Source organism: Pseudomonas sp. CH235 (genome assembly GCF_004368175.1).
Lineage (GTDB): Bacteria > Pseudomonadota > Gammaproteobacteria > Pseudomonadales > Pseudomonadaceae > Aquipseudomonas > Aquipseudomonas paraglycinae.
The window spans coordinates 17,404-42,281 of the sequence record NZ_RRZJ01000026.1 but is presented as its reverse complement, the minus strand read 5'-3'; the positions used below and the strand labels follow the sequence as shown (position 1 = coordinate 42,281).

Genomic DNA, 24,878 nt, shown 5'->3' with positions numbered 1-24,878 from the left:
CCACCTGCAAATCTTTTCGGCAGCCGCGCTCAGTCGAACAATGGTTTTGCGAGGGATTCGACCATGGCTGAAGGTTATCGCCACACTTGCCTGTGCGAGTCAGACCGGCTCGGCAACGACGAACTGTATGCCTTGGTCGCGGGCGCCGTCAGGCATGGCCGGGGTGAGGCGCAACAGCTGTTCGCGACGGTGACGCCGTTGCTCATCGCCTTTTACGAAGGTCAGGTGCAGGCCGGGCGGATCCGTCGCGAAGACACCGGCGGCCTCGTTCAGCAAGCCTTCAGGGCGCTCTATCAGGAACAGGCCGCCCATGACCCGAGCTTTCCGTTTCGCGCCTGGCTGATCGAGATCGCCCGCACGATCCTGCTCGACAACCTGGGCCATCGCGGCACTGACGCCGTGGCCACGGCCGACGCGCTGGCGGGTGCGTCTGCGCGTGAATGTCATGAACCCACACGGGCAACATGAACCGCCCTTTTCGCTGTGAAATGCTCTTCAGGGAATGCCCATGATCGATATCGAAAAAACCCTCTACTCCGCGCATACCTGCACCACAGGAGGCCGCGAGGGCACAGGACGCAGTGACGATGGCCGACTGGATCTCAAGCTGTCGCCACCGGGTGCGCCGGGCAACGGAACCAACCCCGAGCAATTGTTCGCCGTGTGCTGGTCGGCCTGCTTCCTCGGCTCGCTGCGCCATGCCTGCAACGCGCGCAAGATCGGTTTTCCTGCACAAGCGATGGTTGATGCGCAAGTCGATCTGGCTCATGGCGAGCACGGGTTCTTCCTGCAGGCCCAACTGGCGGTGTCGCTGCCGGACATCGAACCGCAAGTAGCACTCCAACTGATCGACGCGGCACACCAGAACTGCCCCTACTCCAAGGCCACGCGCAACAACATCAAGGTCAGCATCACCCTCACCTGACGCGTCTTTTGCCGACAGCAAAACGCCCAATCTTCCAACCACACCTTCGTACTATCCGGCGACACCAAGGTGCAATAGATCGCGCCCAAGGCTTTTGATGTGATAGCGGGAAACCGACAAAAGCCAGGAGTTGCGCATGAACAAGCTGACGACTGCTGCGGGCGCGCCCGTGGTTGATAACAACAACGTACAGACGGCAGGCCCGAGAGGCCCGATGCTGTTGCAGGACGTCTGGTTGCTGGAAAAACTGGCGCACTTCGATCGGGAAGTCATACCCGAGCGGCGCATGCACGCCAAGGGTTCGGGCGCGTTCGGCACCTTCACCGTCACCCACGACATCACCCGTTTCACCAAGGCCAGGCTGTTTTCCAGCGTGGGCAAGACCACCGATGTGTTCGTCCGCTTTTCGACCGTGGCCGGTGAACGTGGCGCGGCGGATGCCGAGCGCGATATCCGTGGATTCGCCATCAAGTTCTACACCGAACAAGGCAACTGGGATCTGGTGGGCAACAATACGCCGGTGTTCTTCCTGCGTGATCCTTTGAAATTCCCCGACCTCAACCATGCGGTCAAACGCGACCCGCGCACCAACATGCGCAGCGCCCGCAACAACTGGGATTTCTGGACCTTGCTGCCGGAGGCGCTGCACCAGGTCACGATTGTCATGAGCGACCGCGGACTGCCGCGCACCTACCGCCACATGCACGGTTTCGGCAGCCACACCTTCAGTTTCATCAGCCCGGCGAACGAACGATTCTGGGTGAAGTTCACCTGGAAAACTCAACAAGGCATCGAGAACCTGACCGATCAACAGGCCGCGACCCTGATCGGCGATGACCGCGAAAGTGCCCAGCGCGACCTGTACAGCGCCATCGAGGAAGGCCACTTCCCGCAATGGAAGCTCTACGTGCAAGTGATGCCGGAACTGGACGCCGAGACCTACCCGATCAACCCGTTCGACCTGACCAAGGTTTGGCCTCACGCGGATTACCCGCTGATCGAAGTCGGCGTGCTCGAACTCAACCGCAACCCCGACAACTACTTCGCCGACGTCGAACAGGCGGCCTTCAACCCGGCCAACGTGGTGCCGGGCATCAGTTTTTCACCGGACAAAATGCTCCAGGCGCGTCTGTTCTCCTACGGCGATGCACAGCGCTATCGCGTCGGCGTCAATCATCACCAGATTCCGGTGAACGCTCCGCGCTGCCCGGTCAACAGCTACCACCGGGACGGCCAGATGCGCACCGATGCGAACGCGGGCAGCACAATCGGCTATGAACCCAACAGCTACGGGCAGTGGGCCGAGCAACCGGATTTCAGCGAACCACCGCTGGCCCTGAAAGGCAGCGCTGGGCACTGGAATCACCGCGAGGACGACGACTACTTCTCGCAACCGGGCGCACTGTTCCGAGCCATGTCCCCCGCCCAGCAACAGGTCTTGTTCGAGAACACCGCGCGCTCGATCCATGGCGCCAGCGCAGAGTCGAAACAACGACACATCGACCACTGCACCCGGGCAGATCCGGCGTATGGCGCAGGAGTTGCGCACGCCATTGAGGCACTGGGCTGATCTGCAATGACGCTGGCAGGGAGCCGAAACAACAACGCCCGGATTATCCGGGCGTTGTTGTTTGTACGAATCAGTCAGGCAGTGATTCGCGGCTGAAGGCCTGCACCTCCTGCACCAGACCGCGAGCGGCCATTTCCACCAGTTGCCGACCCTTTTCCGGCGAAGCCTGCGCCGGGTCCGAGCCCATGCGGCCGTCCGGGTGACGGGCGCGGAAATCCGCCGCTTCACGGATCGGCCCCCAGTTGGCGATCTGCGGCGAGTAGTCGGCCGACTTGATGGAATCGGGGTAGGCCCATTGGGTCACGGCGATTTCCGAAGGCGTCGCGTGAATGCCGTGGCCGGTCGGGAACTGCTCACGCGCCAGCTCGTTCACCCCTTCCAGATCCCACCAGTTGCACAGCTTCAGTGCAAACCCGGCTTTGCGTCGGGCGAAACTCGCTTCGGCGTACAGCTCCGAAAACGCCGCTTCGATTGACGCGATGTTGCCGCCGTGGCCATTGAGGAAAAAGATCTTTTCAAAGCCGTGGGCGGCCAGCGAGCGGGTCCAGTCGGCGATGGCGGCGATGAAGGTCGAAGGCCGGAGCGAGATGGTGCCGGGAAACCCGAGGTGATGCTGCGCCATGCCGATGTTGAAGGTCGGGGCGATCAGGATATCGGCGCTTTTCTGCGCCTCATGGGCAATGATTTCCGGGCACATCCAGTCGGTGCCCAGCAGGCCGGTCGGCCCGTGCTGTTCGTTGGAACCGATCGGGATGACGATGGTGCGGCTGCGTTGGAGGAATTGGGCGATTTCGGACCAGGTCGATAGGTATAAAAGCATCAGGATTCTCACTCTTCGAAGGTTCCTCGCGGAACGAGGGTGGGTGTTCAGTGCACCTGCAACAGCAGTGTCATTGATACCACCCGCCTCCCTTCGACGACAGAATACGAAGGTATCGGAATGACCTGAATGCCCTAATCGCGGACGAGAAATTCACGGGGCGATTCACCCATCACCCGTCTGAACATGGCACTGAAGGCACTCTGGCTGGCGTAGCCCAGATCCCGGGCAATCACCCCGACGGATTGCCCCTTGTCGAGCCGATCGATGGCGGTCGCCAGCCGCACCTGTTGCAGCCAGTGGCGGAAATTCAGGCCGGTTTCATTGACGAACAGGCGAATCAGCGTGCGCGAACTGGCACCGACCCGGTCAGCCCAGTAACCGATCGAATGGTCTTGTCCCGGATCCTGCAGAATCGCCTCGCACACCGTGACCAGTCGCCGGTCGACCGGCCACGGCACTTCGATCGGCAGCGTCCGGGCCGCCTGCAACTCACTGAGTACCAACGCCACGATGTGCGCGTTGCGGCCTTCCTGCGGGTATTCGATCGGCTGCTCGGCCAGGGCCAGAATCAACTCGCGCAGCAGTCCGGGGATCTCCAGCACTTTGCAGTGATGGCCCAGCCCTGCGCAAACCTGCGGCTCGATGTAGATCGAGCGCATCTTGACCGCGCTCAGCATCAACTGGTCGTGGATCATTCCGGGCGGAATCCATAGCGCCCGCTTCGGCGGCAGGATCCACAAGCCGCGCTCGGTAGCCACCCGCATCACGCCGTTCGAGGCATACAGCAACTGCCCGTGCCGATGCACGTGCGGCTCGTTGTATTCGCCGGTGGCCTGATCACGCACCAGCACGGTCATTACGCGCGGCACGTCCTGATAGTCGGGATAACGTTCGCTGCGCGGCGCGGACTCACGCTGGGCGATGACCTTGCGCACCTCTCGTTTCATCGGCTGGCGTCTCCTGAAAACAGACCTTGATCGTGTTAAAGCGGCGATTGTCACTTGGGCGACAAACCCTGGCATTTGCCATTACCGGCCCATTGTTAGCCTTGCGCTCATTGTTCATCAATGAGGCTTCTCCCATGGCAATCACCCGCAATCTCTCCGGCCACCAGCAGAGCGTCACGGCGGTGATCGGCCTGCTGATCCTGTCCATCGCCTTGCGGCCGCCGATCATTTCGGTGGGGCCGATTCTGCTGTTGATCCAGCAGCACTTCCAGTTGAGCTATACCCAGGCCGCGCTGCTGACTTCAATTCCCGACATCTGCATGGGCGTGTTCGCGCTGGTGGTTCCGAGCCTGGCCAGACGCTTCGGGATCGATCGCAGTGTGGTGGTCGCACTGACGTTGCTGGGCGCGTCCACCTTGCTGCGGGCAATCTCGCCGAATGCATTTTTCCTGCTCGGCAGTACGTTCTTCGCCAGCATCGGCATTGCCGTAGCCGGCGCGATGACCGGCGCGTGGATCAAGACCCACTTTGCGCAGCGGCCGGCGCTGTTCATGGGCATTTATGCCGGCGGCCTGAGTCTGGGCGCGACTCTCGCGGCGGTGCTCAGCGCCCCGATTGCCGAGCTGGCGCAGGACTGGCGGGTCAGCGCCGGGTTCTGGAGCGTGCTGTGTGTCACCGCCATCGCCAGTTGGGTGTGGATGGCGCGGCGTTTTGCGACACCGGCGCCTGTAGTGAAATCGCCGTCGAGTCCGAGCAAACGTCTGCCATGGAGCAATCTGCAGGCGTGGCTGATCGCGTTGAACTTCGGTGCCGGTCAATTCGTGGTTTACGCCCTCTTCGCCTGGATGGCGCCAGCGTCGGTGGAAGCGGCCACATCGAGTGTTTCCCCGGGCGTTCTGCTGGGCATTTTTACCGCGGTGTTCGCCGTGGCCAGCGTGGTTGCGGGGCTGATTCCGGGCAAGGCCCACGACCGGCGCGGTTTGCTTGGGCTGTCGGCGTTGCTGGCCCTGCTCGGGGTGGGCGGCATGGCATTCCTGCCGGCGTACTGGCCGATGCTGTACGTGGTGCTCGCGGCCATCGGCCTGGGCATGGGTTTTACCGTGGCCATGACCTTGCCGCTGGATCACGCCAGCACCAGTGAACAGGCCGGATTGTGGACGGTGTTCATGTTGTTCATCGGTTACCTGATCGCCGCGCTCGGGCCGCTGTTGTTCGGTGCCCTGCGCGAATACGCCGGACACTATGGCCCGGCGTACACCTTGCTGTTCGCGGTACTGCTGTTGATGCTCGGCATCACACCCCTGCTCAGACTGGCACCGGCTGGATCGCCGCAGGTGTCCGTTGCCTGAGCCGGGGGTGACAGACCTGCGACGCGCCTCGGCACGTCGCAGGTTTTCAGTTGGCTGCAGCGGCTTTTTCAATCAGCAGCGCCACCGGGGCCGGGTTCGACACCATCACCACGTGCGAGGCGCCCTTCACCACCTCAACGGCCTTGGCATCCGCACGCTTGGCCATGAACGCCATCGCCTGGGGCGGGATGTTCTTGTCCTTGTCGCCGTAGATGTACCACGACGGAATGTGCTTCCAGGCCGGCGTGCCGGCCTGCTCGTTCAGCGCGGCTTCGGTGACCGGACGTTGAGTCGCGGCCATCAGGGCCGCTTGTGCAGCGGGGACGTCGGCGGCGAATTGATCGTGGAACTTGCTCTGCTGGATGTACAGGTCCTTGCCGCCATCGGCCAGCGCAACGGGTGGCGCCAGCGTTGGCCCTAGGGTGCTGCCGGGAAACTTGCCGGCCAGACCGGCGACGGTTTCACCGGCCTCGGGGGCAAACGCGCTGACGTAGACCAGCGCTTTGACATTGGCATGATCGTTGGCCGCATCACTGATGACGTTGCCGCCATAGGAGTGACCGACCAGCACCACCGGCGACTGGATGCTGCTCAGCAATGCCGATACCGCTGCGCCATCGCTCTTGACGCCGCGCAGCGGATTGGCGGCGGCGATCACCGTGTAGCCATCCTTCTCGAGAATCTTCGCCACGCCGTTCCAGCTCGACGCGTCGGCAAATGCGCCGTGCACCAGCACCACCGTGGGTTTGGCGGTTTGGGCGAAGGCATTGGCGCCCAGGCACAGGCCCGCAGCGATGCTCAGTGCAATCAGTGTTTTTTTCATCTGGATGTTCCTCGTATGACGGATTCAGGGAGCGTATCGAGTGAAGACAAAATCGTGGTTCTGCACCCGCGCCTGATGGCAGGCAAAGCAGGTCTGGTGCTGGGCTTCATCGGCGGGTTTGCCATCGATGAACCGGCCGAATCCCCAGCCACCGGTCGAGGCGTATTTGCGCGAGTCCTTGACCATCACCTGAACGGTGGTGGCCGCCCCCGGAATCGAGGCCGGCTCGAACTCCGGCGACTGCACGTGTTTCCACGCCAGCTTCACCAGCACCGTGCCGTCGGGAAACGGCAGCGTCTTGCTCTGGTAAGCCTTGATCGCCCGGTCATTGCCCAGCACCGCACGCAGTTCATCCAGCGGCGCGGCTTCCTGGGCCGGGGCAATCAGCGCCCACTGGCGATAGTTTTTCGGCAGCTTCACGCCGTAGATCGGCGAGGCATCGCCCTCATCGGCCTCGCCCAACGCGACACCGGTGGCCGCCAGTGCCGCGAGCGCAATGGCCGCCGGCAACACGGCCCAATGGTTGAGTTTCATCGTCGGATCCCCTCAGGCCAGCAGTCAGAGATGATCGGCATCGATCACCGCCTGAGCGAACGCCTGCGGCGCTTCCTGCGGCAGGTTGTGGCCGATGCCGCCGCTGATCAGCCGGTATTCGTACTTGCCGGTGAAGCGTTTGGCGTAGGCCTCGGCCGGTGGGTGCGGCGCGCCATTGGCGTCGCCTTCAAGAGTGATGGTCGGCACGCCGATCGAGGGGAATGTCGCCAGTTTTTTCTCCAGCGGATCGTATTGCGCTTCCCCTTTGATCAGCCCCAGGCGCCAGCGGTAGTTGAAGATCGACACGGCGACGTGATCCGGGTTCTGCAACGCGGCGGCGCTGCGGTCGTAGGTCGCGTCGTCGAAGGTCCACTTCGGCGAGGCCAGCTGCCAGATCAGTTTGGCGAAATCATGGGTGTTTTTTTCGTAACCCAGGCGACCGCGCTCGGTCGCAAAGTAGAACTGATACCACCACTGCAACTCCGCCGCCGGCGGCAGCGGCGTCTTGCCCGCTTCCTGGCTGCCGATCAGGTAACCGCTCACCGCCACCAGCGCCTTCACCCGCTCGGGCCAGAGCGCTGCAACGATGTCGGCGGTACGCGCGCCCCAGTCATAGCCGCCAAGTACGGCCTGCTTGATTTTCAGGGCGTCCATGAAGTCGATCAGGTCTTTGGCCAGCGCCGCCGGCTGGCCGTTGCGCACGGTTTTGGCAGACAGGAAACGTGTGTCGCCATAGCCGCGCGCGTAAGGAATCAGCACCCGATAGCCCTTCTGCGCCAGTGCCGGCGCCACGTCGGTGTAGCTGTGAATGTCGTAGGGCCAGCCGTGCAGCAGGATGACCACCGGACCGTCGGCGGGACCGACTTCGGCGTAGGACACGTCCAGCAATCCAGCCTTGACGTGTTTCAGCGCGCCGAAGGAAACGTTGGTGCCGGCGGTAATGGCGTCGATCTTGCCGGCGGGCACTTCAGCGGCGCTGGCGTATGCCGAAGCGATGCCCAGCGCAAGCGCCAGGATCGAAACGGCGAGCACGCGCCGGGATGGGGTTACAGCGTTAGGGTCAGTCATGCCGAGTCTCCCTCGTGAACCGCCGGGCGGCGGTTCCGGACTTGGTGTTGAAGGGCTTGCGAATTGCAGGGTTAGCGGGCTGCCTGAGCAGCGGTTTTCTGCGCAGCCGCGCGCAGTGGCCGGAAGGCTTCGCGCAGTTCTTCGCTGAACAGTTGCGGTTGCTCCCATGCCGCGAAGTGACCGCCCTTGCTGACTTCGCTGAAGTAGGCCAGCGACGGATAGGCGCGCTGCGACCAGACTTTCGGCGCGCGGTAGATTTCGTGCGGGAACACGGTGATCGCCACCGGCACCTTGATGTCGGCAGTCTTCTGCGCGGCGGCGCTGAAGTTATTGTTGTTGTTCTCCCAGTAGAAACGGGAGGACGACGCCCCGCTGTCGGTCAGCCAGTACAGGCTGATGTCATCGAGCATTTCATCGCGGCTCAGGACTTTCTCGGGCTGACCGTCGCTGTCGGTCCACGCGGCGAATTTTTCATACATCCACGCGGCCGTGCCGGCGGGCGAGTCGGCCAGCAGATAACCGATGGTTTGCGGCCGGGTCACCATCATTGCGCCGTAAGCGGCGTTACGACCGAAGAACTGGCTGAGCGAATTGAAGGCCGTCACCTCCGGTGCAGTCAGCCCTGCCGGTGCCGGGTCGCCGCTGTTGATCGGCTTGACCAGTTCCGGCGGCACGGTGGCCGGCATGTTCAGGTGGATGCCCAGCAAACCGGGCGGCGCCAGGCGACCCAGTGCATCGGATATCACCGAGCCGTGATCGCCGCCCTGGGACACGTAATGGCTGTAGCCCAGACGTTTCATCAACACATCCCAGGCCTTCGCCACCCGGTCAGGGCCCCAGCCGAGCTCGGTCGGTTTGCCGGAAAAACCATGGCCGGGAATAGACGGGATCACCACGTCGAACGAGTCCTCGACCTTGCCGCCATAGGCCACGGGGTCGGTCAGCGGGCCGATGGTCTTGAGGAATTCGAACTGCGAACCCGGCCAGCCGTGGGTGAGGATCAGCGGCATCGCATTGGGATTGCGCGAACGCACATGGATGAACTGGATGTCGACGCCGTCGATGGTGGTCACAAACTCCGGCAAGGCGTTGAGCTTCGCTTCAGCCTTGCGCCAGTCATAGCCGTCGCCCCAATACTTCACCAACGCCTGGACCTGCGCCAGTTGCACTCCCTGGGACACGTCGCCGACCGTTTCCTTGTCCGGCCAGCGGGTGTCGGCGATGCGTTTGTGCAGATCGCTCAACTTCGCTTCGTCAACATGGATGGTGTACGGGCGAATGGCTTGCGACGGAACCGCGGCCCAGACCCCGCTGCTGCCAGCGAGTACGGCAATGCCGAGCGCGCCGCCCCTGATGGATGACGCCAGGCAATGGCGCCAGGTAAGACCGGACGAAAGCGCAACCATGATGGATCTCCTTGTAGTCATTATTCGAAAGGCATCGCCAATCGGATCAGACCACTGCGCTGGCACCGGGGCGATTACACGATGGTGTCGGTCGATACCTTGGTATGACGCGCAGGCCTGGCGCACAAAATCGCGCTCGAATTCAGCAGCGGTTAACGGGCAGAATGCGGCGGGGAAAAGACCCATTTGAATCACAGAGCGGAACAAGGATCGCGGATGCGTGGGGAGACAGCGCTCGAACGCCTGAGCAGTACGCCATCGACCACTTCGCCGTGGTGGGTGATCGGGCTGTGCATGCTGTTCAACGTGATCGACGGACTCGACGTGATGGCCATGGCCTTCACCGCCAGCCGGGTTGCGGCCGAATGGGCGTTGAGCGGCGCGCAACTGGGCCTGTTGTTGAGCGCAAGCCTGGTCGGGATGGCGCTCGGTTCGCTGCTGGCCGCGCCCAGGGCCGACCGCTTCGGGCGCAGGCCTTTGTTGCTCGCCGGATTGCTGCTCAGCGGCCTGAGCATGTTGCTGTCGTTCTGGAGCCCGGATCATCACGTACTGATGCTTTTGCGACTGCTGACCGGCATCGGCACGGGGGCGGTGCTGGTGGGGGCGAACGTGCTGACGTTCGAACACGCCAGCCCGCAGCGGCGCAATCTGGCCATCGCGTTGCAATCCCTCGCCTTCGCCATGGGCGCGAGTCTGGGCGGAGTGCTGGCTCATGTACTCAATGATTTGATGGGCTGGCGGTATGTCTTTCTGGCCGGGGGTTGCATCACGCTGGCAGCCGCGCTTGCCGGCGTCTTTTGGCTGCGAGAGTCGCCGTCATTTCTGGCACTCGAACGCCGCACGCCAATCGCTACAGCGTCGCCTGACAACCCCAGCCGACCGCTTTTGCCCGGTCAGTCGCAACAGACCACATCGCTGGCACTGGCACTCTTTCTGTTGATGTTCTGCTTTTACTTCGTCATGAGCTGGACCCCGAGCCTGCTGGTCCACAATGGTTTTACCGACCAACAAGGCGCCCGGATCGGAGTGTTATTGGCGTTGGGGGGGATGCTCGGTGCCCTGCTGCTGGGACTGGCGGCCAATCGTTTCGGCTGCCGGCGATTGTTGTCGGGGTTTCTGCTGCTCAACGCCGCCCTGCTGCCATTGATGCTGCCGGCCACTCGCGTCCCCGGTCTGGCGACACTCGTGGCAGTCACGCTGGGGCTGATGCTCAATGGTGCGGTCGCGGCTCTGTATGTCCTGGCTCCTCAAGCGTTCTGCACCTCGGTTCGTACGACCGGTGTCGGCGTGGTGCTGGGGATGGGGCGTCTGGGGGCGATCATTTCGCCGCTGGTCGCCGGTTTTCTGCTGGATGCCGGATGGACCGCACAACACCTGTTCACTTTTTTCGCCGGTAGTCAGGTGTTGGCGGCCCTGCTGATCTGGCGTGGCGTCAAGGGACGATGATCAGCTTGCCCGTCGTGTTGCGCGACTCGATATCGCGATGAGCCTGCTGCACTTCGTCCAGCGAATAACGCTGGCCGATAAAGCTTTTCAGTTTACCGGTGCTGACCCACGCGAACAGTTGCCGGGACTTTTCCAGCAGCACTTCGCGGTTGCGCACGTAGTGCATGACCGAGGGGTACGTCAGCTTGATGCTGCGCGGCATGCTGAAGATATCGATCGGCGGTGTCGGATTCATGAACGGTCCGTACAAGGCCAGGGTGCCGAAGTAGTCCAGCATCTCCAGCGAGTCGGCGAAACCTTCCGCGCCCGTGCCGTCGTACACCACATTCACCCGCTGCCCGTCGGTCAGGCGCATGACCTGTCCGGCAATGTTTTGCGCTCGCCCGATCACTACATAGTCAGCCCCGGCCGCGAGCACCGCCTCCACTTTGTCGGCATGGGACACCCGGCCAATGACCTTGCCGCCCCGCAGTTTGATCAACTGGGTCAGCATCAATCCCACGCCTCCCGCCGCCGCGTGCACAAAGGCCACGTCACCCGGCTGGATCGCATGCACCTTGTCCACCAGATTGCTGGCGGTCAGGCCCTGCATCATCAGGCTGGCGGCGGTGGCAAAGTCGATATCGTCCGGCAGCGGCACCAACTGGCTGACCGGGGCGATCACCTGTTTGGCGTAGCTGCCCGGCACGTAATGCCAGGCCACGCGGTCACCGACAGCGAACTCCGTTACCTGCGGGCCGCTGGCCAGGACGACGCCGGCGCCTTCTGCACCCAGCGTCAGCGGTAGCTCCCAGGCAGCGCCGAGCCCGCGTCGGGCACCGGTGTCCATGAAATTGATGCCCGCTGCCATGACCTTGACCAGGACCTGTCCGGGCCCCGGTTCTGCCAGTTGAATGTCCTGCACCGTCAACACTTCAGGCCCGCCAAAGGCCTCGATTACCACTGCTTTCATAATGTTCTGCCCTGTCATCGGGACGACCGGTCCTGCTGCCTTTCGGGAGGCAGGAGCGCGGACGTCACGTTGCTTTCACTCAACGTCGAAGGACGTTGAAACCAGGGCCAAGAGTGAGCGGGTGGTGTATCCGCGCAGTTTCGCGAACAGGCTCATTTGCATGCTTGTATGGCTCGAAGGGCCGTAGATACAGTGGCTTACAAAAGCGCCACTGTGATGCCCGTCGCAGTGTACGACGGCAGCCGATATTCGCTACAGGCGACACCAAAGTATGATGGGCGAGTGCCAGCAGAAGGCGCATCTTTGTTCAACGGTGACTGCACACAATGAGAATCGGTATGACGAACGAGCAGGAGCGCGTCATCGAGGACGGTCCAGACCGCGCCAGTGACGAGATCATGCCCATGCCGGGGGGCGAAGCCATCATCGACAGCATCCCGGCCATGGTCGCCTTCATGACGCCTTCCGGTGAGCTGGAACAGGTCAACCGGCAAATCATGGACTACATCGGCGCCCCGCTCCATGAACTGAAAAAATGGCAGGCCGGCGAAACCGTGCACCCGGACGACCTGCCCTCGGTCGTTGCCGCGTGGATGCATTCAGTCCACACCGGCACGTCCTATGAAGTCGAACATCGCATCCGACGCGCCGACGGTGTCTATCGCTGGTTCCATGTGCGCGGCCTGCCGATCAGAGACAGCGAAGGCACCATCACACGCTGGTGCGTGCTGCAGGTCGACATCGACGAGCGCCGGCGGGACAAGGCCTTGATCGCCAGTGCCCTCGCTGAAGTCAGCGCATCGGAAGAGCGCTTGCGCGGGATCATCGATGCCGTGCCCGGTTTTGTCTGGAGTGCCTCGCCCGAAGGCAGCGTCGGCTTCGTCAATCGACGCTGGTGCGACTACACCGGCATGTCCCTCGAACAGGCCTGCGGCCATGGCTGGACGGCGTCCATCCACCCGGACGACGCACCGGGCCTGGCAGTCTATTGGCAAGGGATTCTGCAATCGGGCAGCGCCGGTGAATACGAGGCCCGACTGAAACGCTTCGACGGTATTTACCGCTGGTTCCTGATCCGCGCCGTGCCCCAGCGCGATGACACGGGGCGGATCGTGCGCTGGTACGGCGAAAACACTGACATCGAAGACCGCAAACGGGCGGAAGTCTTTCTGGCCAAGGCCCAACGCCTGAGCGCCACCGGTACGTTTTCCTGGCGGGTGAGCACCGACGAGATCACCTGGTCGGACGAGGTCTACCGCATCCTTGAACTGGACCCGGACACCCCGCCCGGTTTCGAGGCGATCTATCGCCGGGTGCATCCGGACGACATCTCCAGCCATCGGGAGATGATCAAGCGCCAGCGCCGCAAGGGGCGTGATTTCGAACACGAACACCGGCTGCTGATGCCCGACGGCACGGTGAAATACGTGCGGCTGGTGGCGCACTCGATCGCCCATGCGCCGGACGGTTTCGAGTACATCGCCGCCCTGCAGGACATCACCCAGCGCCGGCTCGCCGAAGAGGTCTTGAGCAAGGCGCGCTCGGAACTGACGCACCTGGCCAGAGTCGCCAGCCTTGGCGCGGTCACGGCGTCGATTGCCCACGAGGTCAATCAACCGCTGGCCGGCATCATCACCAACGCCAGCACCTGCCTGCGCATGCTTGGTGCGGACCCGCCGAATGTCGACGGCGCCAGGGAAACCGCGCGCCGCACCATTCGCGACGGTAATCGCGCCGCCGATGTAATCAATCGACTGCGGGCGCTGTTCTCGAAAAAAAGCATCACGATTGAAGACGTCAATCTGAATGACGCGGCACGGGAAGTCATCGCCATGCTATTGGGCGAGCTGCAACGCAACGGCGTGGTGCTGCACCCGCAATTTGCCGAAGCCCTGCCGCTGGTCAGGGGCGATCGGGTCCAGCTTCAGCAGGTGATCCTCAACCTGATCATGAATGCCGCCGAGGCCATGAGTGCGATCCACGGCCGGCCCCGGCAATTGATCGTCAGCACTGGCCTTGCGCCGGACGAGAGCGTTTACCTGGCGGTGAAGGACAGCGGCAACGGCGTCGATCCGCAGGACATCGAGCGCATTTTCAATGCGTTCTACACCACCAAAAGCTCGGGCATGGGCGTCGGTCTGTCCATCAGTCGCTCGATCATCGAGCGCCACGACGGCAAACTCTGGGCCAGCGCCAACGACGGCCCGGGTACGACGTTTACCTTTGCTATCCCGAATTCGACGGACTTGCCGCAAACCGATAACCGCGACCTCGCCGATCGCACCGTGGAGAATGATTGATGGGTACGCATTTGCTCGTATCGGTGGTCGATGACGACGAATCGGTTCGTGAATCACTGCCTGACCTGATCAAGGAGTTCGGTTTTGCCGTCCAGGCGTTTGCCTCGGCGCAGGCGTTTCTGGCATCGCCTTATCTGGACCTGACCCATTGCCTGATTCTCGACGTGGCCATGCCGGGGATGTCGGGCCCGGATCTGCAACGGGAGCTGCTGCGCCGTGACTATTGCATTCCGGTGATTTTCATCACCGCCCACGGCGACGCCAGCGAACAGGCGAAGCTGCTGAACAGTGGCGCCGTGGAGTGCCTGTTCAAACCCTTCAGCGAAGCCCAATTGCTCAAGGCCCTGAGCGCCGCCCTGCCCCTCGACTGAGCGTGAAACCGAACAGAACAAGGAATCGACATGTTGAACGCGAACAACGCAATCGCCCCTTCCCGTGGAGCATTACCGATGAGTGATGTCACGCCCGTCGTATTCGTTGTCGATGACGACATTTCCGTGCGCGAGTCGCTGGAGCTGATGATCCGCTTCGCCGGATGGCAGCCACGGCTGTTCGAGTCCGCGCAGGATTTTCTCGATGCGCCCCGGTCGCTGGTGCCCAGTTGTCTGGTGCTGGACATCAACTTGCCCGACCTGAGCGGCCTGGATCTGCAGACCGCCCTTGCCAATGAACGTCACAACATGCCGATCATTTTCATCACCGGCTACGGCGATATTCCGCGCACGGTGCGGGCCTTGAAGGCCGGCGCGGTGGAGTTTCTGACCAAACCGTTCAATGACGATGTGATCCTTGCCGCCATGGCCGATGCGCTGCAAAGCAGTCGTGTGGCGCTGGAAGGAGAAAAGCACGTGCGCTCACTGCTTGAGGCCTACAAGACCCTGACGCCCCGCGAGCAGGAGATCATGGCTTCGGTGGTCAGCGGACGGCTCAACAAACTGATTGCCGCCGACCTCAACATCAGCGAAATCACCGTCAAGGCCCATCGCGGCAAGGTGATGCGCAAGATGAAGGCCCGCTCGCTGGCGGACCTGGTGAAAATGGCCGCCCTGATTACGCCGGCGTGACCGGCAGGCTCTGCCAGAAGCTTTCCAGCCGGCGCAGATCAAGGCTGTCGAAGCCTTCCGAAGCCCGCTCGCGACAGGCGCCGAGCAACGTCCGGGCCTGATCCGGCTGACCCTGTTCAAGCCAGAAACGGGCAAGATCCATCGTTGACCGCAACTCCCACGCCCAGGCGCCCTGCTCGCGGCTCAACGTGATGGAATCCTCAAGAACGGCCAGCATGACTTGTTCATCTTCGGCCTGGATGACCTTGAGAATACCGGCCTTGATCCGCAGTAACTCCGGCAGCGCAAAGGCATCACCGCTTTGCCGGCAGTGAGCGATGGTGCCGTCAACCAGCGTCAGTGCCTTTTGGTGTAGGCCCACCAGCATCAGGCCTTCGGCCAGTGCGATTTCGAATGAGGTCGTGAGCAGTTCGTAACGCATGCCACGCAACCGCGCCAGGCTTTCCTCCAGCATCGCGACTGCGTCCCCCGGCTCTTCGGCGCGAATGGCGATCGCCGCACGCAACCCGTGGCAGGCGGCAATGTAGGGGCCGAGCGCGTTGGTTTCGGCGATGGCGCTGAACCGCTCGAGGCTCGCGGTGGCCTTCGCCAGATCACCGGTCCAGATATAGATGCACAAGATCCAGACCATGGCGATGCAGTAGGTGACCGGATGCTGCAGTGCCGACGCTTCAGCCTCTATCTGCTCGGCCCAGCGCCGGGCCTGATCGGGATAGCCCTGCAGCCAGAGTGAACGCGCCAGCGCCAGCCCCGTGCGATTGCGGTGATCGAAGCCGTAGTAAATCGTGTTGCTGGGATGGGACGGCAAGCTGTTGCGCAACGAGCTTTCCAGTTCCTGACGGGCCAGACGCTGATTGCCGAGCAGATGATGGGAGATGCCGGTCAGCGATGAAGCAATCGCGATGGCGGCGGGCTCGTTGAGGATGTTGCCGACCACCGCTGCCTGCTCCGCCCAGGCCAGCGACGAAGGGAAATCACCGATGCGCTCGTAGAAGATCTGCAAGCGGCCCAGCAACCTCAGCTGTGAGCCGTAGTCGTTCAACGCGACTGCAATGTCCTGCGCCCGGAGCAAGGCTTTTTCGGCGGCCTCACTGTTGCCCCGGGTGAACATCAGCACCAGACCGAGCGCGGCTTGCAGTTCCATTTCGGTGGGCGTGCCATAGTACCCCAGTTCCAGCAGTTCCACTGCCCGGGAACACCAGGTTCGGCACTCGACCAGCAATGAAAAATGCAGAAACAACGGCGCGCTCCCTGCCGCCAGCGGCAACGCCAGACCCGGATCACCGTGGGGGCCGAAGCTCCATTCCAGCGCACCGCGAACGTTGCCCAACTGGCTGGCGAGACGCGCCGAATGACGGAAAATTTCGTCGGGCGCAGTCCCCAGATGGCCGAGCAGATCCATGTAAAACGCCGCGTGCCGGAACGCCAGCGCGTTGACCTCGGCCTCTCCCCACGCCGTCAATTTCTCCCGGGCGTAGGCGCGCGTCATCTCCAGCAAGCGATACGAATCCGTCGAGTCACTGTGATCGACCGTGACCAGTCCCTTGCACACCAGATCATCGAGGATCGCGGCCGTTGTGGCGCTTTCGTGTTGCGATTCGGCAACTACCTGCGCGGCGGCTTCCTGGGAAAACGGCCCGACGAAGACCGAAAACCGCTCCAGCGCCAGACGCTCTTGCGGCGACAGCAGGTCATAACTCCAATCGAGCATGGCGCGCAGGGTCTGATGGCGGGGAACGGCGGTCCTGCGCCCCGACCAGCCCAGGGAGAAGCGCTCGCCGAGCAGCGCGTGGGTGGCCTTCAATCCGTGGCTGGCGACCCGCATCGCCGCCAGTTCGATCGGCAGCGCCATGCCCTCCAGCCGCTGGCAAATGTCCGCAATCATTTGCCCTCCGTCCGCTTCCAGCAACAGCGCCGCATTGCTCGACGATGCGCGTTCGACAAACAGCTTGATGGCCGGGAATGCCAGCAATTCTTCAACGCAAAGGTGTTGCGGCTCACGGGGAAATTCCAGCGGATTGAGCCAGTGCACGTATTCGCCACGTACCCGCAGCGGTTCGCGACTGGTCGCCAGAACCCCGACATCCGGCGCGGTATCGCTGATCTGTTCCAGGAGGGTCGACACCGCGTCGATCAGGTGTTCGCAGTTGTCGATCACCAGCATCAGCCGCTGCTCACGCAAATGCGCGAGCAGGACAAACATCGGGTCTTCCGCCTGCACCGGGATATCCAACGATCGGGCCAGTGCCGACGGCACCAGCGCGCAGTCTTCCACTTGCGCCAGATCGACGAAGCTGACGCGTTCATAGCCCTGGGCGGCGATGCGGTGCGCCACTTCGATGGCCAGGCTGGTCTTGCCGACGCCGCCGGGGCCGACGATGGTGAACAGCCTCGGTTGCTGCATGTGGTCGATGACCAGTTGCAGATCGGTTTCTCGGCCGATCAGTTTTGCCCGGGGCGGCAGACTGCAAACGCCATCAGTGGCTCGGGGCGCGATGGGCGCCGGTTGAACAGCGGTCTGTTTTCTTTCCAGCGGCGCGACGAAGGCATAGCCCACGCCCACCTGGGTCGCGATATACCGCGCCTGTTCCTCGCCATCGCCGAGAATCCGCCGCAGCCCGGTCATATGAAAGCGCAGGCTGCCTTCGGCCACCACGCTGTCGGGCCACACCTTGTCGATCAGGTCGTACTTGGACAGCACGCGTCCCGGTTGCTCGAGCAAGGCGATCAACAGATCCAGCGCCCGCCCGCCGATCTCGACCGCCACCCCGTTGCGGGTCAGCAGCCGTTTACCTGGAACGACACAGAACGGACCGAAAATGAATTGGGTCGTGAGGGATTCGTGCAATGCGTCCGGAAAAGACTCCACGAGGATCGATCTCTCTAAAAAACGTAGGGGGCGGCGCCAGTTACAGACAGCCGGCGCAGGCCCTTTGCATGATAGGAGTTTTGCATGGTCGTTCAAGCACGGCACCGGCAGAGTGAGAACCTCACCCCTTTATTTCCCCTTTGCGAATGGCAATTTTGATGGCCTGAGCGGTGGTGGCCACGCCGAGATGCCGACGGGCCGAACGCAGGTGATTTTCCACCGTGCGCCCGGACAGACCGAGGGTGGCAGCGATGTCGGCCTGCCGCCGACCGGCAGCGACCCACGCCAGCACTTCGCGCTCACGGGTCGAGAGTTTTCCGGCCGTCTCGTCCAGCGGCGCTTCGAGCAAGCGTCGTGCAGCGTAAAACGCCACCGAGGCGAGCATGCCCAGCGCCAGTCGAGTCCGCGCAGAAGCATCGATCTGTTCGCCACCCAGGCTCATGGCGCCTTCAAGCCCCTGCGGGCCGAAGACCGGAATCTGCAAGCCATGTACACCAGAGCCACTGGGCACGCGGACCAGCCGATAAAGTTCGCCGCTCTCCTCCTGCACCTTGCTCCAGAAGAACGATTCGCGGGCGTCCAACAGGTGGCGAGTCACTGGGCAGCGCTGAACGTAGGTCTCGGCGTCGACGCCAGTGCCATCACCAAACCAGTCGCCTTCCACCCAGTAAATGCGCTCGACCACGTCCTCCGACGCCGAGGTGGCGGAAAACAGGACGAACCGATCGTAACCATAGGCCCCGGCGAAACCGCGAACGGCCTTCTGGATCGCCACCAGCGTGAGCGCCGCCTCGATGTCGAGGGCGGCGCGCAAGAGGGCCTCGGCAGGTCCGGAGCTCACCCCGACGTGACCTCTTTGAGGAGCGCGGCCGCCGCCAGTTTGCCCAGTGCGTTGCCCGCCAGCGGACTGTCACCGGTCAGCAACTTGCGATCCTGAAGCGTGGCCCCGGAAATACCCTGATTGGTGATTTCCACACCGAGCGCCTGCAACTGCTCGCCGAACTTCCAGGTCAGGTGGCCGGGCATGTAACCGATGTCAGGGGTTGTCGCGTCCAGGGCATCGGGAAACGCGCAGATCCGGTAGCCATTGAAGATGCATGAATCTTTTGTTTCGCCGAGGCCGGCCGCCAGCAGCGCCGCCGGGCCGTGGCACAGAGTAATGACGAATTTGTCCTTGGCGACGGCCCATTGCAGGACTTTCTTCACGTCCTCGCTTTCCGGCAGGCCGATCAGCGCGCCGTGCCCGCCGGGAATGAACACGCCGATGTAATCCGAGTCCTCGCCCAGCGCTTCTTCGATCACCTGGGACAGCTTGAGCGGACGCTTGAACTGATCGCGGTATTGCTCGTAGAAGCCCTTCACTTCGGCGTCTTCGGAGGGCATGGCCCAGAATTCGAACTTGACCGGATTGCCTGACAGCGTCGCGACGTCGAAGCCAAAACCGGCCTTGTCGAGGTGATACATCGGCAGCAAGGTTTCAACCGGATGATTGCCCGTGGAAAACATGGTGCCGTTGTCGGTCAACAGATAGCGCTCGTCCGCGCCGATCATCAGGATCTTCCAGCGCCCGCCCTTGTAACGGTTCGGGTACTCGGCATCACTGAGATCGGATTTGGGCGAAGTGAACTGGCTGAGGGAATACGGCGAGGGGAAAAACGCGTTGTCCTCGGCCGGATCGGGGGTTGGGCGCTTGTCGTCAGTCTGCGTGGTAGCCATGGTGCTCTCCATCGAGTGGGTCAATGTCGGAGTTCATGCTAGTAAGGCGTCAGCATTACAACAATGAGGGTTTTCCCTCAAAAAATCATGCGCTGAACCTGCAGCCCCTCAATGTGATCGATAAGTGGCAGAATCCCCGCAACTGATGAATTCGGAGACCCACAATGCTTCGCCTGTTTGAACAACGGCTCGACCCCTTCCCGCCCGACGAAGCGCCGCCACCGCCGGTCGGTCTGGCGCGATTCCTGTGGGCCTGCACCCGTGGCGCTCGCGGTTATATCCTCGCGCTGGCGCTGCTCAGTGCCGGTGTGTCGATCTACGAAGCCTGGTTGTTTTCCTTTCTGGGTCAGGTCGTTGACCTGCTTTCGGCCTGGCAGGCCGGCGGCGATGTGAACGGCCAGGAGAGCCGTGTGCTGTGGGGCATCGGCCTCGTGCTGCTGACCAGCGTCGGGCTGGTGGCGCTGCGCACCATGGTTCAGCACCAGGTGTTGGCGATCAATCTGCCGCTGCGGCTGCGCTGGGATTTCCACCGGCTGATGCTGCGGCAGAGCCTTTCATTCTTTTCCGATGAGTTTTCCGGCCGGGTCACGACCAAGGTGATGCAGACGGCACTGGCCGTGCGCGAGGTGCTGTTCACCGTTATCGAAATCGCACCGGGCATCGGCGTTTACTTCATAGCGATCATCGCCCTGGCCGGCGGTTTCGCCCTGAAACTCATGCTGCCGTTCATTGCCTGGGTCGCGCTGTTCGGGCTGGCGATGCTGTATTTCGTACCGCGCCTGGGCCAGGTCGGCCAGGAACAGGCCCACGCGCGCTCGTCGATGACGGGCCGGGTGTCGGACGCCTACACCAACATCACCACGGTGAAACTGTTCTCCCACTCCAAACGTGAAGCGCATTTTGCGCGGGCGGCGATGGAGGATTTCAAGCAGACCGGTTTCCGCCAGATGCGTCTGGTCAGCCAGTTCGAGATCGTCAATCAGGCGCTGGTAGTCGGGCTGATCATGGGCGCCGGCGGCTATGCCTTGTGGCTTTGGCATCAGGGCGAAGTCGGCACCGGGGCGGTGGCGGCGATCACGGCCATGGCGTTGCGCATCAACGGCATGTCGCACTGGATCATGTGGCAGATGACGTCGCTGTTCGAAAACATCGGCACCGTGCAGGACGGCATGGACACCCTGACCCGTGGCCCCAAGGTGCAGGATGCGCCGGACGCCGGCGTGCTGGTGCCTTCCGGAGGTGCCGTGGAGTTCGACAACGTGAGTTTCAACTACAACGGCGAACGCCAGGTGCTCGACGGCTTGAGCCTGAGCATCCGACCGGGGGAAAAAATCGGTCTGGTGGGCCGCTCCGGCGCCGGTAAATCCACGCTGATCAATCTGCTGCTGCGCTTCTATGACGTCGATCGCGGCGAGATTCGCATCGACGGGCAAAACATTGCACAGGTGACCCAGGACAGCCTGCGCAGCGCGATCGGCATGGTCACTCAGGACACGTCCCTGCTGCACCGCTCGATTCGCGACAACATCGCCTACGGCCGACCGGACGCGACCGACGAACAGATCCAGCGCGCGGCGGCCAATGCTCAGGCCGCCGGCTTCATCAACCAGCTCAGCGACCGCCAGGGCCACACCGGCTATGACACGCTGGTGGGCGAACGCGGCATCAAGCTTTCCGGTGGCCAGCGCCAACGGATCGCCATCGCCCGGGTAATGCTCAAGAACGCGCCGATTCTTCTACTGGACGAAGCTACCAGCGCCCTGGATTCAGAAGTCGAAGTCGCCATTCAGGAAAGCCTCGATGAAATGATGCAGGGCAAGACCGTGATCGCGATTGCGCATCGACTGTCGACGATTGCGGCGATGGACCGACTGATTGTCATGGATGAGGGACGGATCATCGAGCAAGGCACCCACACCGAACTGCTGGCGAAAAACGGCACCTATGCGCGGTTGTGGCAGCATCAGAGTGGCGGGTTTCTGGGTGAGGATCAGGGCGTGGCCGAGGCGATGGATCAGGCGTAAACGGTGCTGCCCCGGTACTGCCGGGGCAGAAGACGAGGGCTCAGGCGCTCGGGTGGGTGTGGTAGATCTTGCTGACGATCGTCCACTTGCCGTCTACCTTCAGCAGGTTGAAGAAGTCGGTGAAACGGAACCCCGACACGTTGTCGGTATCGACCCGGGCACTCGCGGCCGTGCCGACGATGTCGATGCGGACGATCGCGGCTTCGGCTTCAGGAGATGGACGGAACGCGCTGTCGATGACGTCATACAGATTCTGGATCGCGCCGCCGACGAGCTTGCCGTCGTCAACCCCGAACATGGTCGCCTGCGCATTGAACGCGGGCTTCATCAAGGCGCTGTCAGCCTTTGCTCCCCCTTCGTTGTACTGGCTGAGCACTTCGACGATTGCGTTGTATTCCTGCACGTAAGTTGGATGACTCATGATGAACTCCTGTTTGCTGTGAATGTTTTTTCAATCAATCCGCCCTGCGCCGATCCGGTTCAGGGCGCACACATCAATGGTCAGCCGTTGGCCAGTCGGTGTAGCCCTTGGCGCCGCCGCCGTAGTAGCTCTCGCGTGGCGCGATGGTCAGTTCGGTGCCCCGACGCAGGCGCTCCACGAGGTCGGGGTTGGAAATGAACAGGCGCCCGAACGCCACCGCGTCAATCCGGCCCTGCGCCCGGCGCTCCAGTGCCATCTCGAGGTCGTAGTTGTTATTGCCGATGAAGGGGCCTTCGAACTGCGCGCTCAATGCATCCATATCAACGCCATCAGGAACCGTTCGCGAAGTCGCGGTGGCGCCTTCGACGAAGTGCAGATAGGCCAGATTGAGCCGGTTGAGCTGCTGAATCAGATATCCGTAAGTCGCCATGACATTGCTGTCGGGAGGCGTGTTTCCGGCATCGGGCGTGACCGGCGAAAGACGGATGCCGACGCGGTCACTGCCCCAGATCGAAATCACCGCTTCAGTGACTTCAAGCGTCAGTCGGGCGCGGTTCTCAATGGTGCCGCCGTACCGGTCAGTGCGCTGATTGGTCGAGTCACGCAGAAACTGGTCGAGCAGATAGCTGTTCGCCGAATGAACCTCCACCCCATCGAAACCGGCACGCCTGGCATTTTCAGCGGCGCGCTTGTATTGCTCGATGATGCCGGGAATCTCCGACGTCTCCAGCGCTCGGGGCATCGACACTTCGACAAAGCCGTTCTCGGTGTAGGTGCTGCCTTCTGCCTTGATCGCCGAGGGCGCAACGGGAGCGGCACCGTCGGGCTGTAACTCGACGCTGGAAAAACGCCCCACGTGCCACAACTGGCTGACAATCCTGCCACCTGCGGCATGGACGGCGTCCGTGACTTTTCTCCAGCCCGCCACCTGCGCGTCCGACCAGATCCCCGGCGTCATGGCATAGCCACGCCCCTGCGCCGAAATGTTTGTCGCTTCGGCAATGATCAAGCCGGCACTCGCGCGCTGTGCGTAGTAAGTCGCGTGCAGTTCGTTCGGAACGCCGTCTTCAGCCATCCGGCTGCGAGTCACGGGCGCCATGACAATCCGGTTGGCCAATTGCAGGGCGCCCATTTGCATGGGAGAAAAAAGATCCGTGTTGCGACTGTTATCAATCATGTTGCATACCTTCAATATCAGACCGGTCGTCTAGTAACTTGATGAAAAAAATCGCCTGTACATCAGCAGGCGTTTACTCGTGCAGCACCGTCAGTGCTCCTTGTGATCGTCAGGCCTTTTGTACGTCCGGGCGGGTGCGCGAAGGCTCAAGAGTCACCCTCTCCCATTTGGCGATCACCAGGGGCGCGATCGCATTGCCCAACACATTCAGGGTGGTGGTGCCGCTGTCGATAATCCTGAAAATACCGGCGATCAGTGCCACGCCCTCCAGCGGGAGACCGGCAGACGCCAACGTGGCCGACAGGATGACGATGGCGAATCCAGGCACCCCGGCAGCACCTTTGGAGGTCAGCACCATGGTCACCACCAGCAGGATTTCCTGAGAAAGCGACAGATCGATTCCATAAAGCTGGGCGATGAAAATTGTCGCCACGCCGAGGAAGATCGACGCGCCATCGAGGTTGAACGCGTACCCCACTGGCACCACAAAACTGACAATGCGCCGTGGTACGCCGTAGTTCTCCAGCTTGCTCATCAACTGCGGCATGACCGCTGCAGAGGCAGCACTGGAGAACGCAAGAATCAACTCGTCGCGGAAATACCTGATCAACTTGAAGATGTTCTCGCCGATCAGGTAACTGATTCCTCCGAGCACTACCAATGCGAAGACGATCAGCGCCAGATAAACCACACCAATCAACTTGAGCAGGGGCAACAACGAGGCAAAACCGAAGGTAGCGACGGTCGCACCGATCATGCCGAACACCCCTATCGGGGCATAGGCCATGACGATCGAGACGATCCTGAACATCGCATCTGAAATGCCTTGGACCAGCGCAACCACAGGTGCACTTTTCTCCCTGGGCAATGCGTTGAGCGCGACACCGAACAACACCGCGAAGAACAGCACAGAAAGCAACTTCGCCTCGGACATCGCCACCAGAACGTTATCCGGAACGATGTTTTGCACAATCACGAGCGCGCCCTTCGAAGGCTCCATCGTGATGGCGGCAGCACCATGTGCGATGCCCGAAATATCGGTGCCCGTACCGGGTTCGAAGAGGTTCGCGAAACACAGGCCGATCACGATGGCCAGGCCGGTGATCGCAAAGAAATAGCCCAGCGACTTGATGCCCATCCGGCCGAACGACTTGTTATCCCCGCCTCCGGCGATACCCAGGATCATGCAACAGAACACGATAGGCACGACCACCATCTTCATCATCTTGATGAAGATATCGCCAAGCGGTTTCAGGATCTCCGTGCTGACCCACGACTGATACTGCGGATGGGTATTGAAGTACCAACCAACGAGCACGCCAAGCAACAGCCCGGCAACGATTTGCCACACCAGGGGAATACGTTTCATGTCTAGCCTTCTTGTTGGAATGAAAGGACTGCATCAATCGGCAGTTGCTAGAGTCATGAGCTTCCAGCTCACTTGAGATCAAATGGCACAACGCC

General features: G+C 62.1%; 22 protein-coding genes. 9 read left to right on the top strand and 13 right to left on the bottom strand.

The genetic code is table 11. The annotated features are described in order from the left end of the window. Nucleotides 1-63 precede the first annotated feature (63 nt). The 3 genes from EIY71_RS22335 to EIY71_RS22325 all read left to right on the top strand — a co-directional run bounded on the left by EIY71_RS22335 (nt 64) and on the right by EIY71_RS22325 (nt 2,495). On the top strand, nt 64-468 hold the full coding sequence (locus EIY71_RS22335; RefSeq protein ID WP_102686666.1) for a hypothetical protein: 405 nt from the start codon (nt 64-66) through the stop codon (nt 466-468). A gap of 40 nt (nt 469-508) precedes the next feature. Beyond that, complete coding sequence (locus EIY71_RS22330; RefSeq protein WP_134023150.1) at nt 509-925, top strand: organic hydroperoxide resistance protein; 417 nt, start codon at nt 509-511, stop codon at nt 923-925. Nucleotides 926-1,061: 136 nt separating this feature from the next. Next, entirely contained in the window at nt 1,062-2,495 is a 1,434-nt protein-coding gene (locus EIY71_RS22325) for a catalase (protein WP_134023148.1), read from the top strand. A 70-nt stretch (nt 2,496-2,565) separates the two neighbouring features. Here the strand turns inward: EIY71_RS22325 and EIY71_RS22320 are convergent, their stop codons facing one another. Both EIY71_RS22320 and EIY71_RS22315 read right to left on the bottom strand, forming a co-directional pair. After that, entirely contained in the window at nt 2,566-3,315 is a 750-nt protein-coding gene (locus tag EIY71_RS22320; RefSeq protein ID WP_134023146.1) for a creatininase family protein, read from the bottom strand. 134 nt (nt 3,316-3,449) lie between these two features. Beyond that, a complete protein-coding gene (locus tag EIY71_RS22315; RefSeq protein WP_134023144.1) occupies nt 3,450-4,265 on the bottom strand; it encodes a helix-turn-helix transcriptional regulator in 816 nt (271 codons plus the stop codon). Nucleotides 4,266-4,399: 134 nt separating this feature from the next. Here EIY71_RS22315 and EIY71_RS22310 point away from each other — a divergent pair, with 134 nt between their 5' ends. Beyond that, nucleotides 4,400-5,614, top strand: a complete 1,215-nt coding sequence (locus tag EIY71_RS22310) for a CynX/NimT family MFS transporter (RefSeq protein ID WP_085747541.1) — start codon at nt 4,400-4,402, stop codon at nt 5,612-5,614. A gap of 46 nt (nt 5,615-5,660) precedes the next feature. Here EIY71_RS22310 and EIY71_RS22305 read toward each other — a convergent pair whose 3' ends face one another. From EIY71_RS22305 to EIY71_RS22290, 4 genes are all read right to left on the bottom strand, one after another. Further along, nucleotides 5,661-6,437, bottom strand: a complete 777-nt coding sequence (locus EIY71_RS22305) for an alpha/beta fold hydrolase (protein WP_085747542.1) — start codon at nt 6,435-6,437, stop codon at nt 5,661-5,663. A 24-nt stretch (nt 6,438-6,461) separates the two neighbouring features. Continuing rightward, nucleotides 6,462-6,971, bottom strand: coding sequence for a cytochrome P460 family protein (locus EIY71_RS22300; protein ID WP_134023142.1), 510 nt, complete (start codon nt 6,969-6,971; stop codon nt 6,462-6,464). 24 nt (nt 6,972-6,995) lie between these two features. Beyond that, the gene (locus EIY71_RS22295; protein ID WP_134023140.1) at nt 6,996-8,039 is read right to left on the bottom strand and encodes an alpha/beta fold hydrolase; all 1,044 of its coding nucleotides are present in this window, start codon (nt 8,037-8,039) and stop codon (nt 6,996-6,998) included. A gap of 71 nt (nt 8,040-8,110) precedes the next feature. After that, a complete protein-coding gene (locus tag EIY71_RS22290; protein ID WP_134023138.1) occupies nt 8,111-9,445 on the bottom strand; it encodes an epoxide hydrolase family protein in 1,335 nt (444 codons plus the stop codon). A 216-nt stretch (nt 9,446-9,661) separates the two neighbouring features. On the opposite strand from EIY71_RS22290, the gene EIY71_RS22285 reads away from it, so the two are divergent. After that, on the top strand, nt 9,662-10,891 hold the full coding sequence (locus EIY71_RS22285; protein WP_134023136.1) for an MFS transporter: 1,230 nt from the start codon (nt 9,662-9,664) through the stop codon (nt 10,889-10,891). On the opposite strand, the gene EIY71_RS22280 is transcribed toward EIY71_RS22285, so the two are convergent. After that, on the bottom strand, nt 10,878-11,843 hold the full coding sequence (locus tag EIY71_RS22280; RefSeq protein WP_178083791.1) for a quinone oxidoreductase: 966 nt from the start codon (nt 11,841-11,843) through the stop codon (nt 10,878-10,880). The genes EIY71_RS22285 and EIY71_RS22280 overlap by 14 nt on opposite strands. Nucleotides 11,844-12,181: 338 nt before the next feature. Here EIY71_RS22280 and EIY71_RS22275 point away from each other — a divergent pair, with 338 nt between their 5' ends. From EIY71_RS22275 to EIY71_RS22265, 3 genes are all read left to right on the top strand, one after another. Then, the gene (locus tag EIY71_RS22275; RefSeq protein ID WP_256661103.1) at nt 12,182-14,143 is read left to right on the top strand and encodes a PAS domain-containing sensor histidine kinase; all 1,962 of its coding nucleotides are present in this window, start codon (nt 12,182-12,184) and stop codon (nt 14,141-14,143) included. Beyond that, entirely contained in the window at nt 14,143-14,514 is a 372-nt protein-coding gene (locus EIY71_RS22270) for a response regulator (protein WP_134023131.1), read from the top strand. The genes EIY71_RS22275 and EIY71_RS22270 overlap by 1 nt, the downstream gene beginning before the upstream one ends. A gap of 78 nt (nt 14,515-14,592) precedes the next feature. Continuing rightward, complete coding sequence (locus EIY71_RS22265; RefSeq protein ID WP_102717370.1) at nt 14,593-15,207, top strand: response regulator transcription factor; 615 nt, start codon at nt 14,593-14,595, stop codon at nt 15,205-15,207. Here the strand turns inward: EIY71_RS22265 and EIY71_RS22260 are convergent. The 3 genes from EIY71_RS22260 to hchA all read right to left on the bottom strand — a co-directional run bounded on the left by EIY71_RS22260 (nt 15,194) and on the right by hchA (nt 19,792). Next, entirely contained in the window at nt 15,194-18,076 is a 2,883-nt protein-coding gene (locus tag EIY71_RS22260; RefSeq protein ID WP_134023129.1) for a winged helix-turn-helix domain-containing protein, read from the bottom strand. The two genes, EIY71_RS22265 and EIY71_RS22260, sit on opposite strands and share 14 nt — an antisense overlap. Before the next feature lie 121 nt (nt 18,077-18,197). After that, nucleotides 18,198-18,917, bottom strand: coding sequence for a PA1136 family autoinducer-binding transcriptional regulator (locus EIY71_RS22255; RefSeq protein WP_134023127.1), 720 nt, complete (start codon nt 18,915-18,917; stop codon nt 18,198-18,200). Continuing rightward, entirely contained in the window at nt 18,914-19,792 is an 879-nt protein-coding gene (hchA, locus tag EIY71_RS22250) for a glyoxalase III HchA (protein ID WP_134023125.1), read from the bottom strand. Before hchA ends, EIY71_RS22255 begins: the two co-directional genes overlap by 4 nt. A 164-nt stretch (nt 19,793-19,956) precedes the next feature. On the opposite strand from hchA, the gene EIY71_RS22245 reads away from it, so the two are divergent. Next, nucleotides 19,957-21,816, top strand: a complete 1,860-nt coding sequence (locus tag EIY71_RS22245) for an ABC transporter ATP-binding protein (RefSeq protein ID WP_134023123.1) — start codon at nt 19,957-19,959, stop codon at nt 21,814-21,816. A 40-nt stretch (nt 21,817-21,856) separates the two neighbouring features. Here the strand turns inward: EIY71_RS22245 and EIY71_RS22240 are convergent, their stop codons facing one another. The 3 genes from EIY71_RS22240 to EIY71_RS22230 form a co-directional block, all read right to left on the bottom strand. After that, the gene (locus EIY71_RS22240; RefSeq protein WP_039771019.1) at nt 21,857-22,237 is read right to left on the bottom strand and encodes a nuclear transport factor 2 family protein; all 381 of its coding nucleotides are present in this window, start codon (nt 22,235-22,237) and stop codon (nt 21,857-21,859) included. A 73-nt stretch (nt 22,238-22,310) separates the two neighbouring features. Beyond that, nucleotides 22,311-23,414 carry an alkene reductase gene (locus EIY71_RS22235; protein ID WP_129973846.1) on the bottom strand — a complete coding sequence of 368 codons (1,104 nt, stop codon included), beginning with the start codon at nt 23,412-23,414 and terminating at the stop codon, nt 22,311-22,313. Between the two features lie 109 nt (nt 23,415-23,523). Next, the gene (locus EIY71_RS22230) at nt 23,524-24,783 is read right to left on the bottom strand and encodes a cation:dicarboxylate symporter family transporter (protein ID WP_039771015.1); all 1,260 of its coding nucleotides are present in this window, start codon (nt 24,781-24,783) and stop codon (nt 23,524-23,526) included. Between the last annotated feature and the right edge of the window lie 95 nt (nt 24,784-24,878).